Origin of the sequence: Clostridium sp. 2218st1_F5_2218SCRN_220325 (genome assembly GCF_039062665.1) — a bacterium.
Taxonomy (GTDB): domain Bacteria; phylum Bacillota; class Clostridia; order Peptostreptococcales; family Peptostreptococcaceae; genus Intestinibacter.
Window position 1 is genome coordinate 126,839 of record NZ_JBCLNH010000002.1, and the last position, 14,413, is coordinate 141,251.

Annotated in this window: 17 protein-coding genes and 1 pseudogene; 1 reads left to right on the top strand and 17 read right to left on the bottom strand. The window is 29.0% G+C overall.

Annotated features, from left to right (window positions below; all coding sequences use genetic code 11):
* Nucleotide 1: 1 nt before the first annotated feature.
* From ABCM86_RS02100 to ABCM86_RS02115, 4 genes are read right to left on the bottom strand one after another with little or no spacing between them, the layout of a single operon-like run.
* A complete protein-coding gene (locus ABCM86_RS02100) occupies nucleotides 2-772 on the bottom strand; it encodes a thiamine pyrophosphate-dependent enzyme (protein WP_195931682.1) in 771 nt (256 codons plus the stop codon).
* A complete protein-coding gene (locus ABCM86_RS02105) occupies nucleotides 772-1,851 on the bottom strand; it encodes a 3-methyl-2-oxobutanoate dehydrogenase subunit VorB (RefSeq protein WP_343003430.1) in 1,080 nt (359 codons plus the stop codon). Before ABCM86_RS02105 ends, ABCM86_RS02100 begins: the two co-directional genes overlap by 1 nt.
* A gap of 24 nt (nucleotides 1,852-1,875) precedes the next feature.
* Nucleotides 1,876-2,091 (bottom strand): 4Fe-4S binding protein, encoded by a 216-nt coding sequence (locus ABCM86_RS02110; RefSeq protein WP_295733262.1) that lies wholly within the window; start codon nucleotides 2,089-2,091, stop codon nucleotides 1,876-1,878.
* A 40-nt stretch (nucleotides 2,092-2,131) separates the two neighbouring features.
* Nucleotides 2,132-2,809 carry an ATP-binding protein gene (locus ABCM86_RS02115; protein ID WP_295733260.1) on the bottom strand — a complete coding sequence of 226 codons (678 nt, stop codon included), beginning with the start codon at nucleotides 2,807-2,809 and terminating at the stop codon, nucleotides 2,132-2,134.
* Between the two features lie 648 nt (nucleotides 2,810-3,457).
* Here ABCM86_RS02115 and ABCM86_RS02120 point away from each other — a divergent pair.
* Entirely contained in the window at nucleotides 3,458-4,657 is a 1,200-nt protein-coding gene (locus ABCM86_RS02120) for a PLP-dependent aminotransferase family protein (protein WP_343003372.1), read from the top strand.
* A 185-nt stretch (nucleotides 4,658-4,842) separates the two neighbouring features.
* Here ABCM86_RS02120 and ABCM86_RS02125 read toward each other — a convergent pair whose 3' ends face one another.
* From ABCM86_RS02125 to ABCM86_RS02185, 13 genes and pseudogenes are all read right to left on the bottom strand, one after another.
* Nucleotides 4,843-6,189 (bottom strand): MATE family efflux transporter, encoded by a 1,347-nt coding sequence (locus tag ABCM86_RS02125; protein ID WP_295763088.1) that lies wholly within the window; start codon nucleotides 6,187-6,189, stop codon nucleotides 4,843-4,845.
* 105 nt (nucleotides 6,190-6,294) lie between these two features.
* On the bottom strand, nucleotides 6,295-6,714 hold the full coding sequence (locus ABCM86_RS02130) for a helix-turn-helix domain-containing protein (RefSeq protein WP_343003373.1): 420 nt from the start codon (nucleotides 6,712-6,714) through the stop codon (nucleotides 6,295-6,297).
* A gap of 251 nt (nucleotides 6,715-6,965) precedes the next feature.
* Nucleotides 6,966-7,517, bottom strand: coding sequence for a hypothetical protein (locus ABCM86_RS02135; protein WP_007286297.1), 552 nt, complete (start codon nucleotides 7,515-7,517; stop codon nucleotides 6,966-6,968).
* Nucleotides 7,477-7,953: a bilirubin utilization transcriptional regulator BilQ gene (gene bilQ, locus ABCM86_RS02140; RefSeq protein WP_343003374.1), complete on the bottom strand. Its 477-nt coding sequence runs from the start codon at nucleotides 7,951-7,953 to the stop codon at nucleotides 7,477-7,479. The genes ABCM86_RS02135 and bilQ overlap by 41 nt, the downstream gene beginning before the upstream one ends.
* 80 nt (nucleotides 7,954-8,033) lie before the next feature.
* Nucleotides 8,034-8,474: pseudogene (locus ABCM86_RS02145) on the bottom strand (arylamine N-acetyltransferase); the annotation flags it as partial.
* Nucleotides 8,475-8,957: 483 nt separating this feature from the next.
* Nucleotides 8,958-9,584, bottom strand: coding sequence for a hypothetical protein (locus tag ABCM86_RS02150; protein WP_343003376.1), 627 nt, complete (start codon nucleotides 9,582-9,584; stop codon nucleotides 8,958-8,960).
* Nucleotides 9,585-9,724: 140 nt separating this feature from the next.
* Nucleotides 9,725-10,108: a BppU family phage baseplate upper protein gene (locus ABCM86_RS02155; protein WP_343003377.1), complete on the bottom strand. Its 384-nt coding sequence runs from the start codon at nucleotides 10,106-10,108 to the stop codon at nucleotides 9,725-9,727.
* Between the two features lie 15 nt (nucleotides 10,109-10,123).
* Complete coding sequence (locus tag ABCM86_RS02160) at nucleotides 10,124-10,462, bottom strand: hypothetical protein (RefSeq protein WP_343003379.1); 339 nt, start codon at nucleotides 10,460-10,462, stop codon at nucleotides 10,124-10,126.
* 10 nt (nucleotides 10,463-10,472) lie between these two features.
* On the bottom strand, nucleotides 10,473-10,820 hold the full coding sequence (locus ABCM86_RS02165; protein WP_343003380.1) for a P27 family phage terminase small subunit: 348 nt from the start codon (nucleotides 10,818-10,820) through the stop codon (nucleotides 10,473-10,475).
* 307 nt (nucleotides 10,821-11,127) lie between these two features.
* Nucleotides 11,128-11,352 carry a hypothetical protein gene (locus ABCM86_RS02170; protein WP_343003381.1) on the bottom strand — a complete coding sequence of 75 codons (225 nt, stop codon included), beginning with the start codon at nucleotides 11,350-11,352 and terminating at the stop codon, nucleotides 11,128-11,130.
* Between the two features lie 320 nt (nucleotides 11,353-11,672).
* Complete coding sequence (locus ABCM86_RS02175; protein ID WP_343003382.1) at nucleotides 11,673-12,914, bottom strand: phage portal protein; 1,242 nt, start codon at nucleotides 12,912-12,914, stop codon at nucleotides 11,673-11,675.
* Nucleotides 12,915-12,973: 59 nt separating this feature from the next.
* The gene (locus tag ABCM86_RS02180; RefSeq protein WP_343003384.1) at nucleotides 12,974-13,582 is read right to left on the bottom strand and encodes a major tail protein; all 609 of its coding nucleotides are present in this window, start codon (nucleotides 13,580-13,582) and stop codon (nucleotides 12,974-12,976) included.
* Nucleotides 13,583-13,610: 28 nt separating this feature from the next.
* A complete protein-coding gene (locus ABCM86_RS02185) occupies nucleotides 13,611-14,384 on the bottom strand; it encodes an HK97 family phage prohead protease (RefSeq protein ID WP_343003385.1) in 774 nt (257 codons plus the stop codon).
* Between the last annotated feature and the right edge of the window lie 29 nt (nucleotides 14,385-14,413).

The following is a 14,413-nucleotide window of genomic DNA, read 5'->3' on the forward strand; positions in this document are numbered from 1 at the left end:
ATTATTTCGCCTCCTTCGCTGCTTTTGCGGCTTCTATATCAATATCTTTTTTATTACCTGGGATATAGTATTTCATCATATTATCTCTTAACCATTGTAGTGCATCGTTTGGAGCTAGACCCCAGTTAGTTGGACAAGTAGATAAAACTTCAACTATACCAAATCCTAATCCTGCTTGTTGAACTTCAAAAGCTTTTCTTATTGCTTTTTTAGCATTTCTAACATTTTTAGGAGTATCTACTGTTACTCTTTCTACAAATACTGCACCTGTTAAAGTTGCAAGCATTTCACTAACTCTTATAGGGAATCCATTTCTTTCTGGATCTCTACCATCTTGAGCTGTTGTAGCTCTTTGACCTATTAATGTAGTTGGTGCCATTTGACCGCCAGTCATACCATATATACCGTTGTTAACGAATATAGTACTTATTTTTTCTCCTCTAGCAGCAGCATGAACAATTTCACACATACCGATTGAAGATAAATCACCATCACCTTGATAAGTAAATACAAACTTATCTGGATGAGTTCTCTTTATACCAGTAGCTACAGCTGGAGCTCTACCATGAGCAGCTTCATGTGTATCTACATTAAAATAATTATATGCTAATACTGAACATCCTACAGGAACTACACCTATAGCATCTCCTAATAATCCCATTTCTTCTAATACCTCTGCTACTAATCTATGGATTATACCATGTGTACATCCTGGACAGTAGTGAGTTATCGCATCAGTTAAACCGTTAGTTTTCTTAAATACTACAGCCATTATTTAGCACCTCCTAAAGCGACTTCTCCCATTATTTCTTTAGCTTTTTCAGCTATATCACTTGGCACTGGTATCATACCACCACTTCTTCCATAGAAGTGAACCGGTAATTTACATTCACATGCTAATCTAACATCATCTATCATTTGACCTAAACTCATTTCTACTACTAATAAGTTTTTAGCATTTGGTATTTTCTTGAATGCTTCATTTGGATATGGCCATAAAGTTTTCGGTCTAATTAATCCTACTTTGTATCCATCTTTTCTCATTGATTTTATAGTAGATTTAACTATTCTAGAAACTGTTCCATATGCTACAAATACTAATTCAGCATCTTCAGTTTTATATAATTCATATTGAGCTTCATTTTCTTCTATAGCTTTATATTTTCTTTCTAGATGTTGGTTATGTCTTTCTAGTTCTTCTGATTGTAAATAAAGAGAATTTATTACATTTGGTTTTCTCTTGTTTTGATGTCCACAAGCAGCCCAATCTTTTGGAGCCAAATCTCTAACTTTACGTTCTTTATCAAAATCAACAGGTTCCATCATTTGACCTATCATACCATCTGCAACTACCATAACAGGAGTTCTATATTGATCCGCTACGTCAAATGCTTCTATAATCATATCGACTGCTTCTTGAACTGATGATGGAGCAAATACAGGAGTTCTATAGTCTCCATTTCCACCACCTTTAGTACTCATATAATAGTCAGATTGAGAAGGTTGTATTGTTCCAAGACCTGGACCACCTCTCATTATATTTAAAACTACACAAGGTACTTCAGCACCTGCACAGTAAGTAATTCCTTCTTGTTTTAATGCTACCCCTGGAGAAGATGAGGATGTCATCGCTCTAACACCTGAACCTCCTGCTCCATATACCATATTTATAGCTGCTAATTCTGATTCAGCTTGAACAAAAGCCCCTCCTACTTTTGGAAGTTCTCTTGATAAATATTCTGGTAACTCACTTTGTGGAGTTATTGGATATCCAAAGAAGTAACGGCATCCAGCTTCTATAGCTGCTTTACCAAATGCTTCATTACCTTTCATAAGTATTTTAGCCATTATTAATTCCCCCCTAATTCGAAATAATTAATATCTTTCCACAGTTATAACAACATCTGGACACATAAGTGCACAACTTGCACATCCAACACATTTTTCTTCATCAATCACTTTTGCTGGATTATATCCTTTTTGATTTATATAATCTGTATCTATTGCTAATATTTCCTTTGGACATGCTTCAACACATAATCCACAACTTTTACAACGTTCTACATCAAAAGTCACTTTACCTTTAGCCATTTTATAGCCCCCCTTAACATTGTGTTTTATAAAACTCACACTACATCCATTCTTCTCTCAGATATAAATCTATTGGTAATATATCCCCTTCTAAGTTATCTGGTAGTGAATCTACTAGACTTCTTAAACATGAAACATATTTTATTGGGATATTAGTTAAATCTGAAACCTCTCTAGCTAATTTTTGACCTCTTAAAACATCTTCTACAGTAGTTTGTCTTATTAAATGTGTATTGTTTATTAAACCAGTTACTTTTAATTTTGAAGTTTCCTCCATAGATTTTATAAACTTTATGACATCCTCTGCAGTTTGAGTTTGCTCTCTATTTGCATTTACTACACAGAACATATCGTATTCACCTTCTACAAAATGTTCTGCAAATCTTCCTACAACTCTTGTCCCAACATTATCTCCGCCAACGTCTATCACATAATCTACATCCTTTTCATGTAAAGGTGTCATTACTTGTGCTGATACTGCTGGTAAATCTAATGTATCTGTTTCTATAGAACTATCAATTGGATTTATGCCCATAGCTCTAAGCTGTTCTTTCTTTTCTCTAGTTCTAAAATATACGTTTACTATATCCAAATCTGCAAATGCTATTTTTCCATCTACTATCTTTCTTAATTTTGTAACATAATTTATTGATACTTCACTTTTTCCACTGCCATAATGTCCAATAAATAGTCTTACTCTTTTATCATCTTTTATCATTTTTATCACCTATCTTTTAGATACTAATATAGCCTTTTGTTCTATGGCATTCATCAAATTGTTATGTATTTAATACAATAATTCTTATTCTTAAATCTTTTGTTAAATTTCACTATATATTTTTTAATTCTACTAAATAAATTTAAATAAAAACTAGAACAATTCTTATACTTAAATTATATATATAGTTTTTGAAAAACAGCTAATATGTAAATTTTATCCATAGGTATAAATATTTTTTATTACGTTTATTTTAAAAAGCAATTTTAGTTTTTCAATTTTTTTTATTAATAAAGTTTGTTTCATGTTCAAAAATAATTAATAAATTTTAAGTTTGTCCTTTATATCGCAAAAATATCTTATCTAAGTTATATTTTTTATATTTTTTTAATTTTATAGATGTTTATTTTTTTGAAACTGTTGAAATTACTAAACTTTATCCTTTTATCATTGTAGAATCTCTTTAATCATAAATATTTTTTATTCCATTCTATAAATTTTCCTTATTGCCTGATTATTCCAATTATTATGTATAATTATTATAAGTAATATATTATTTTTATTTTATGTAATGAAATCTTTATTCTTAATTAATAAATCAGTCTTACTTATAAAGCTTTATTTAAAAACTAATAGGGGGTGCTTTTTATGGCTGTAAAATTTGCAAAAAGATTAGATAATCTAGAAGGTTCTGCAATTCGTGAACTTTTAAAAATTACTCAAAGACCAGAAGTTATATCATTTGCTGGAGGTATGCCTGCTCCAGAATTATTCCCGGTTGAAGAAATGAAAAAAGTTTCTTTAGCAGTATTAGAAGAACAAGGTAAGGTTGCTCTTCAGTATACAACTACTGAAGGATATGCTCCACTTCGAGAAAAAATTGCACAAAGAATGAATACTAAATTAAAAACTAATGTTACTGCTGACGATATATTAATAACTAGTGGGTCTCAACAAGGTCTAGACTTTGCTGGTAAAGCATTTTTAGACAAGGGTGATGTTGTACTATGTGAAAGCCCTTCATATATGGGTGCTTTAAATGCTATGAAAGCATATGAACCAGAATTTATTGAAATACCTACTGATAATGACGGTATGATTATGGAAGAATTAGAAAAAGTTCTTGCTACTAACGACAAAGTTAAATTTATTTATGTTATTCCTGATTTCCAAAATCCATCAGGTAGAACTTGGCCAATGGAAAGAAGAAAAAAATTTATGGAAATCATCAATAAATATGAAATACCGGTTATAGAAGATGATCCTTATGGAGAATTGAGATTCGATGGGGAATATCTACCTGCTTTAAAGGCTTTAGATACTAAGGGCTTGGTTGTTTTCTTGGGTACATTCTCTAAGATATTCTGCCCAGGATATAGACTTGGTTGGACTTGTGCATCTCCTGAAATATTAAACAAATTCAACATTTGTAAACAAGGTGCTGACCTTCAAGCCTCTACAATATCTCAAATGGAAGTTAACAAATTTATGGATATGTATGATTTGGATGCCCATGTTGAACAAATCAAAGCATGCTACAAAAAACGTAGAGATGTTATGATGAAAGCCATGGAAGAAGAATTCCCAGACTGTGTTGAATTTACTCACCCTCAAGGAGGATTATTTACATGGGTTATACTACCAGAAGGAATCAATGCAGGAGAAATGGCTAAAAAATGTCTTGAAAAAGATGTAGCTTACGTTCCTGGTGAATCTTTCTACCCTAATGGCGGTGTTTATAATACTTGTAGATTAAATTATTCTAATATGCCTGAAGACAAGATAGTTGAAGGTATTAAGAGAATGGCTGAAGTTATCAAAGAAGAATTAGCTGAACACGCTAAATAAATTTACTTACCCAATAAAAATAGTGTAAAAATATATTTTAAATTTATTTAATTTATATTTTGATATACTCACTTTTCATTTAATTTTCTTAAGGGTTGGTGTATTTTATGCATCAATCCTTTTTCCATATTTTTATTCAAAATAGATATTACATATATCTTTTATGATATATTATTATTTTATAGTTACTCCTCCTCTTCTTTAACTTTATAATATTTCTTTATTACAAATACTGATATTTGGAATGTAACTATTCCTATCCATCCTATTCCTGTAGCAAGAGCTACTCCACCAATACCCATAAATTTGACTAATAAATAAGAAAGTATTACTCTTATGCTTATTTGTAATGTAGTTCCTATAACAGGTATATTTACATGCCCTGTTCCCCTATAAAATCCAACAAATATACTTCCGACCAAACTAATTATATAGAAAAATGATATAATTTTAAAATATTGTACTCCATAATTTAATACAGTCTTTCCCTCATCAAATGAAAAGAAATTAAGCAAAATATCTGAACGGAAGAATATAAATAAAATCAATCCTATACAAACTAATTGTATTAATACTAATGCATCTTTAAATCCTTCTAATACTCTCTTTTGATTTTTTGCTCCTGTATTTTGTGCAATAAATATTGAAGTTGCCTCAGAGCCACTATTTCCAAATGCTAAGATTACATCCTCAATTCTACCTGTTGCTGTATATGCAGAAATTGCATCAACACCGAGTGAATTAACTGCACCTTGGACAAGAAGTTTTCCTATATAAAGTGATGATTGATGTAATGCCGATACAAACGAATATTGGCAAGTCAATCTTATCAAACCTGAATTATACTTCATATCAATTTTTTTAACTTTTAAAAATGGAATCTTGTAAATTATATAAAAATAACACAATAATGCTGAAACAGCTTGAGATATTACAGTTGCCAAAGCCGCTCCCATTATTCCCATTGAAAATTGTTTTATTAACAGTAAATCTAGTATTACATTTAGAAAAATTGAAATTACTAAAAATATTAGTGACATTCTTGTATTTCCGACTGATCTTAAAATTGAGGATAAAAAATTATAAAGAAAAGTTGTTATAAGTCCTCCTAATATTACATTCATATACTGAGTTACATATCCTGTTAATTCTACTGGAGTTTGGATTATATTTAATATAATAGGCATAAATAAAATTCCCAAAATACTTATTATAATAGTTACAGCTATGCCTAAAATTGAAGATAAAAATATCTCATTTCTCATTTTATCGTAATTTTTTTCACCATATAATTGTGCCGTTATAATTGATACTCCTGTGCAACATCCTATTATTATAAATATAAATAAATTCATAACAGTGCCTGAAATCCCAATTGCTGCAAAAGCATCATGCCCCACATAAGTCCCAACAATTATGCTATCTATTGTATTATAAAATTGTTGAAATATACTTCCTATCAAAAGTGGTATAGAAAGATATATCAACTGTCTTTTTATATTCCCCTGTGTCAAATCATATGTTTGTTCCACTATTCTATCCCCTTTCTAACTTTTACTTTTTTTAATTGTAGCACTAAATTATACTTTTATATCATAAAAAAATGAGGTATAGTTTGTATCCATACCTCATTTTTATTATTCCCCTACATTTTCTACTTGTACGTTTGTATTATTTTCAAAACTATCGAAGGCAGCATAATTTAGTACTACTAATCCAATATTAAAAATTACAAACAGTAAAAGTACAATCCCAACAGTTTTCCAAATTCGATGTGAACGTCTATTTTTTATAGCCAATTGTTCATTAATCCTCATCAATTGATCTGCAACTTCATTTACATCTTGTTCTTTTTTTTCACCTATTTTTGCACCTAATAATTTGCTTACACTTACTTCAAAAATATCAGCGATTTTTATTAGCATATCTGCATCTGGAACTGATAACCCTTTTTCCCATTTCGAAATTGTTTGACGAACTACATTTAATCTTATTGCTAATTCCTCTTGAGATAACCCCTTACTTTTTCTAAGTTGTTTTAAATTTTCATTTAACATATAGAGCCTCCTAAATTTTTAATTTATACTTTTATCTTATAAAAACTCACCAATTTCATCAAGCAATGCAAGTTAACATTGCTGTGCAATGGCTAAATTTCAATCATAATCCCCCATAAATATATCTATATATTCTGTACATCTAAAACTGGAACACACAATCTTGATGGTGTTACTTTATATAAAAAGACAGTTGACGATAAAATCAACTGCCTTATAATATCAATATTCTATCTTTAAATATTTATTATCTAAATAACCCTCTTATAAATAATTGGTTCATCATATCCGAAAGTTCTCTTACCTCTAACTTCCATAGTTTCACTAACCTCTAAATACTCTTCTGAAAATCGTTCAAACAAAGTAAATTTCAAGACAGGTGAAAACATGCTTGTGCTGCCACCTTCCCATACTCCATCTTTTTCAATATATAATGCTGGGGTAAATTTTTCTGATACTCTTAACTCATTATAATCTATTTCTTTTAAATCTTTATAAGTAAATGTATTTTTATCATATCCATTTGGTACTTCATAAGAAGTTAATTTAATTCCATTTTCTTCTTGTGTAAATAAAAATAAGTGAGGTGAAGCATGTGTATTTCCATTTGATGTATAATAACTTTCTTCAACCATAAAAATTCCTTTAAAATCTTCTGGTAAATTTATAATTTTGTCATTACAAATCGTATTTACATGTTCAGCATAAGGAAAATCTATATTATCTAGTTTCATTTTGTCAAACTGCTCAGAGTTATTAAAGCTACCTGTCAATATGTTCATAAAATCTTTTAATTTGTTCATTTTGTTTTCCTCCATCTATTTCATTTAATTTAAAAATAATCTTTTTCATTAAATTCATCAATTCTTGTATGCTATTTTCATCAATATCAGATAAAACTTGTGTATCCCATGAATAAAAGAGTTTCTGGCTCTCTTGGACTATATTTTTACCACTTTCGGTTAAACTCAAAACATTAAATCGTCTATCATTATTATTCTTTCTCTGATTGATTAAATCTTTCTCTAATAATTTTGTTAAAATACGGTTTAATTGTCCTGCATCTATTTTAAGATATTCTACAATTTCTTTAGGAGAACACTCATTATTTTTGCCTATATAAATTAAAACAAATAATTGAGTATAAGTTACCCCAAATTTAGAAATTTTTTCAGTACAATATGATACAAAGTACTTTCTTATTATTGATATATAAACGGCAAATGATTCATTTTTCACATTACCACCTCTCAATATTTAACAATTTAGATTATATATAAATTAGTTGACTTTGTCAAATATTCAATCATTAGTAATAGTTATACTAATACTTTTACAAAATTATCAAGCACTATATTAAAATATTCTTTTAATACATCATCAATCTTATCTTCTCGAACTTTTTCTATTTTTATAACTTGACCGTCTTTATAAAAGATTAGTTCTCCATCAAAAAATCTTATATGCTCATCTTCTGTATAACGCGCAACTTTCATTGAATTTATAAATGGTGAATTTGGGTGTGATTCACAATAAAAAGAAGGCAATACAAAATCGATATCTAGTTGTGCTTCTAAAGAAAAGCTGTATATCTGTTTCCAATCTTTATTAGGCTTTCTTTGATATAAAATATATTCACCTTCTTGTTTTGGATTATCTTTAAATTTATAATCACATTTCCCATCATTTTGTACTTTCCCGACTTCAAGCTCTAAGCTTTTTCTAGATAATTCGCTAAGAACCCCAACATCAGAAATATATGATTTATCATCTTAAAGAAATAACAAAATAAAATATTAATTTTATAATATAGATAAATAATATATCTTAAAAATTATAATTTATCCCTTAGTGTATATTTGTTATTTCTTCAATCTCTAGTAATCAATGTTTACTCTTACAATAAGCAAAAAACACCTCTAATTACTCAACACAGATTTCTCCATATTTCATAATCATAGGTGTTATATTATCACATTTTAAATTCTAAAACGTTAAAATCCCTAACTCATAATAACTATTCAGTTATTTCCCAGTTATGGTAAACATTTTGAACGTCGTCATCTTCTTGAGAGGTTTATCCCTCAAAAACGTTGAAATTTAAATACTTTTTCAATTCTGTTTCCTGTTCTGTTGTAGGAACATATATCATCATTGCAAGGTCTTTTTTAACCTTACATATATTATATATATTATTATAGTTTAATTATATATGTTTCGCAAGTAGAAAATACTTGAGCAAATTAACCTTTTAAGGCTATTTCTTGCCTGTTGCCCGTATAATCTTCTTCGTTATAAGTTTCTAGCAATCCTATTACCCTCTGGTCTACTTTTCCACTATATCTGTGTGCCAACTTTCTAGCATAATTATTTCTTGATTTTATATAAGCCGTTCTGCATTCTTCTACACTATCAAAAAATTCAAACTCCCTTTTACCTTCTCCATATAGTATAGCTTGGTACTTTTTATACCTTTTATTATAGGTAACTCCAGTCGGAAACTTACCTTTATTTACTTGTAATTGGGTAATAAAGTTATTTAATTCGCTTGGTATAAATACACAATTCTCTTTTGAGTATATCTTATTTTCTATATTTAAAAAATCCTTATCTAGTTGGTAATTGTTTCCCTTATCATCTTTTAAATTAAATCCGTACATATTATTAATATCTTCTGCAAAGTTCTGAAAGTATATCCACCTTTCGCAAACCGAAACGTTCTTATATGTAGGCTTTTTTATATGGTAACTTGCACTATATACCCTTCCCAACATATTTGACCATAAATTATATTCTCTAGTGGGTTTCCTATTGATACTACACTTATACTTTCCTTTTTCATAAATGCCATGCCCTTTTACTAATCTCATATACTTACACCTCTTTTTTATATATCTATAAATAAAATTTTGTACCTGTAAAAATTCCTCAACAGAAAAAAAAAAAATAGGGTGGCATATAATCATATACCACCCTATAAGGAGAAAATTTTTTATGAAATTATAATTTATTAATCTTTAAAAATAGTTTCTGATACTTTATAGTACATTTTAGGCGAATATAGTTTTTGTTCTCCGTATTTAACTAAAAGCTCCATACGATTTTCGCCTATACAACTTAATGCTTTCTTACTAAGACCAATGCACACTTTTCCATGCTTTGGACTTGTTATTATACCCTCAATACATTCTTTTTCATTATCACTATTTAATATAAAAGCCTTTACTTCACAATCTGTTATATCTAAAGGTATGCCGTCCATATTAAGATTAAAGGCTAATACACCTGTTTTGAAATCATTCTTTTTAAACGTAGCTCTTGTATTAATATTTTTTGTTAAGGCTTTCATGTTTACATTTACTGTAAAGGTTCTAAGTAAATTTTCATTTATCATCTTTATCACCAAACCTTATTTAAACAATCTGCATAATTCTTTATTTTTAACCACATCTTTAAAGCCTTCTATCCTCTTATCTAATAGAGGACATTTACAAGCATTTCCGTTGCAATAAGTCCAATTAAAGTAATTACACAATTCCAAACTTTGCTTTACTAATTCAAAATCTTTTGTCTTTATACCACTTTGAATATTTGCTTTGCAGTAATCTTCTATTTCTATGTTATCTAAATCACCGTCTATTATTAGTTCTATTGGGTTCTTTATCTTTTGTTCTTGTCTTTCTTTTGCACTAATTATTTGTTTCATGTTCGCCCTTTTATGGACTTTTCTTTTTAAATATTTACTCATAGTATCACCCCTATATTTCTAATACTAAATGGTTTGCATAACTGTCATCAGTTCCGCATTCTTCTTCTATTTCTTGTTCTATTAGCATAATCATTTTAGTTTTTATGTCTAATGGAAACATTCCTAAATATGATTTTAAAGTTGATAGTAACTTCAATTTTACATCCATTCTTGGATTTGCTTTGACTTTTTCATCTACTACAATGATTAGTCCTTCTTTCTGTAAACCTCTATCACAATCTTTTATTTGATTATATAAAGTAACTATCATATCCATAATTTTTTTATCATAATTAGTTACTTCATAGTTCAGATTTTCTAAATCTTGTATCATAGCCGTTTTTAAATTTATGTTCATACCCACTACTCCTTTGCATTTTTATATTTTAAAAAGGGGGCAAAAAGCACCAAAAAAACACCCATTTTTAATAAGAAATGTAGGTGTTTCAACGGTTCTGCTTGTATTTTACTTTTTTTTATTTTAGGGCATCAAAATTGGATTTGTAATAAATAAATCCCCCAAAAGTCTCCCAAACCCCCCAAATTTTTTTTGCATTTTATAGGAGGGGGATTAATTTTAAATCTATTTTCAAAATTAAATTACATCATTAGGCTGCCAACTTATTTTAATTATTTTTTTATAAAATATTATATTATAATATCACTTAATCTATATTAATATCTAATGCTTTGCTATCATAGTAATCAATCAATACATTATCTTTATCAAAAGCATATATATTAAATGCTTTGCTATATGTATTATCCTTTACTATCTTATCTATATCACAACAACTATATTTGCTTAGATACAATTTCCCCTCATACCCTAAGCAATTATTATTACTTGCAAACTTAAAACAATCTTTACACTTACTTTTATTTAACATTATGTCACCTCTTTATTTATTGTCTATAATCATCTATCTATAATCTATACTATCGTTTACAATCTATCTAAATGCCATTATAGGTTTATTAAATAGCACTATCCAAAGTAACTATATCTATTTAATATTATTGTTTAATATAGTTACTTTACTATTGGATAACCTACTTTGATTATCTTTAAATAGTGCTATCTATTACTTAATACAATACCAAGCATTACTATTTATACTTAGCATATTAATCAAACCTATATTGCTCTATATCATCAATCATATAAAGCCACACTTATTATATGTGGCTCTATATTACATACATATATTTACTCTTTAATATCCGTATCATTATCCCTATTTAAATCAAGAGTATTAAATACTTCTATTACTCCGTCTGTATTAAGTTTTACATTACCTTGTGATAGTAATAAGAAGTCTTTATCTAAGAAAGGTTTCATATCTAGTAATGCCCTACCTTCATTTATAGTCATTAATCCGTTGTTAGTTGCACTACTTACCGTTTCCACTTGCTCTTTAAAACTAGCCTTTAATAATTCCGAAACATCAAATCTAAAATAATATCCCTCTGCTTTTTCTTCTTCTAATAATAGAGTTTTATTAATTGCTCCCTCTATTGCAGATAGAATAGGATTTAATGTAAACCTTAAAAACTCTTCACTTTGAATAACCGTTGCACTTGATAACATCCCTTTTGGTAAATTAAATATTTCTTCTGTTAATTCAGTATGTGTCTTTCTACTATCTAAAAGACCTAATTCGTTAGGAGATAAACTTAAACTTTTATATTTAAGACCTTCTTCAAGAATAACAGTTTTACCACTATTTCTTATTCCTCCGTACACATTTTCCCAACTTTGTCTAAGTCTTTCTGCCGTTGGCTCTGATAGTCTACCGTCTGTTTCTAGTATACCTAATGGTAATGCTCCATTTCCGATAACATTGTTTTGATACATTATTTCCGATAGCATAAGGCTTAATATATCTTGGTTTGTTGATAATATACCTTTACCCCTTAATCCGTCCTTACTTGAAAAAGGTACTATTAAAAAATCTTCAACTTCTAAATCTTCTACATATACCCCATTTAATGTATAGTTTACAGTTAAATCCCTTATAAATCCTTTTCTATCAATCATTTTATTAAGTTGTACTTGTCTTGGCTCTACCCTATGTAATCCTAAAATATCACCGTATTCTTTATCTTGAACACTATAACTTATCCCATGTAGTAGCATATCTTTAGCCATGTTCTTTTTTAAGTTACTAGAACATTCTATACTATTACATTCCTCATTTAATATTTTTTCTCTATAATCATCTCGTTGTCTTTCTATGTTTCCGTCATTATCTTCTTTATATAAATATATTGGTAAATTACTTATTGACCCTGTTATTAAATCTAAAGCATTTTTAACACTTGGTATTTCAGTAATATTATTTTCATCAACTGTTATACTGTTCCCTCTGCTTGTAAATAGCGAACCATAATTGCCTTCTACGGCAGATTCTATATTCTTTCTATTTTTATATCTATTGAATATTCCCATATAATCTCTCCTTTTACATCAAAAAGGTATGTAACATTTCGTTACACACCCTTTAAATATTAAGCTACATTTTCTGTGTTCTTTGATTTTTCTTTTGATACTGGTTTTTCCTTTGCTACTCTACCTTCGCCACCAGTATATACTTTTTGATACCAATTTTGTGCAACTGTTGTAGCAGTACCACTATCAGCAACTCTATAAACATCACCATTTGACATTTCTGCAACAGTAAACGATAAAGTCATAGTTTCTTCTGATATTTCACCTTCCATAGTATTTGCTTCTATTGTTGGTGGTGCAAATTTAACATTATATATCACATATAACATTTTTTCTTGAGTACCTAATTTTTTTCTCTCAAATAATAATGCTAATTGTGGCGCAGTATCACCAGAGTTAATAGTAGTTACTCCGTCTTGATAATCACATCCAAATAATGTTTTATATTCTTCTAGTTGTAACCCACTTAAAACAAGTTCACCAGAACCACCAGAGAATTGGTAGTCAACAAAGTCATTTACATCATCTGCATAGAATTTTGCTTCTGAATACTCTAACTCTGCCGAAACTGATTTAGCACCTGTTATTGGTACTGGTGTTCCAAATGTTCCGTTGTCATTGTATTTAGCAACATGGATTCCTTTTAGCCCAGCTAAACGTTTCTTCATATGTATTTTACCTCTTTCTTTTATCTATTTAAATATTTGAATATATTTCATCATCTTTATTACTAACTGTTTCGTTTAGGTCAGATATAATTTCTGAACAATTTAATATCATTTCATTAAATGCTTGTTCAACTTCTGTATCTAATACTTTTGTATCTGATTTTTTATTATGTTGAAGTAATGTTGATACATCACCGATTATATCTAAAGCTATATTTAATATATCTTTATCGTCCCATACACCACTTACACAGGCTCTCTCTTCTATGTTCGGTATTTCTACATCTTCAATAATATTTAATCCCCTTGCCGATATTGTGCTTTGTGGGTAGGCTGGGTTAGTTACAACAGAAACCTCATATAAAGTAAGGTCATTTACTTCCCTTTTATATGTTCCGTCCTTGTCTTTGCTCCATTTATCCTTATCTACCGTAAATCCAAAAGACATATTTCTTAATATACCGTCTTTGATTAAAGTATGATAATCTCTGCCGTAAGTTGTATCAGATATATCTGCCGTCATTAATAATCCTTTATCATCTTCTTTTAATGTTAATGAACCATTTCTTGTACTTGCTAGTATTTTATTTTCGTCATGTTCTGCTAAAAAGTGTATATCATTACCTTTTGCTAATGCTCTTGTAAATGCCCCTTTTGAGATAGTTTCTTTAAATTTTTTTCTATCCCCTAAAAGGTGTGATTCCTTTCCAGTTTCATTAACATAACCTTGTACTGTTAATTTGCCTTCTTGGTCATTATCAATAACATTAAAGCTATTCATTCTTAGTTCTATATTTTTCAATGCCTTTATCTCCTTTCATAAATAAAAAA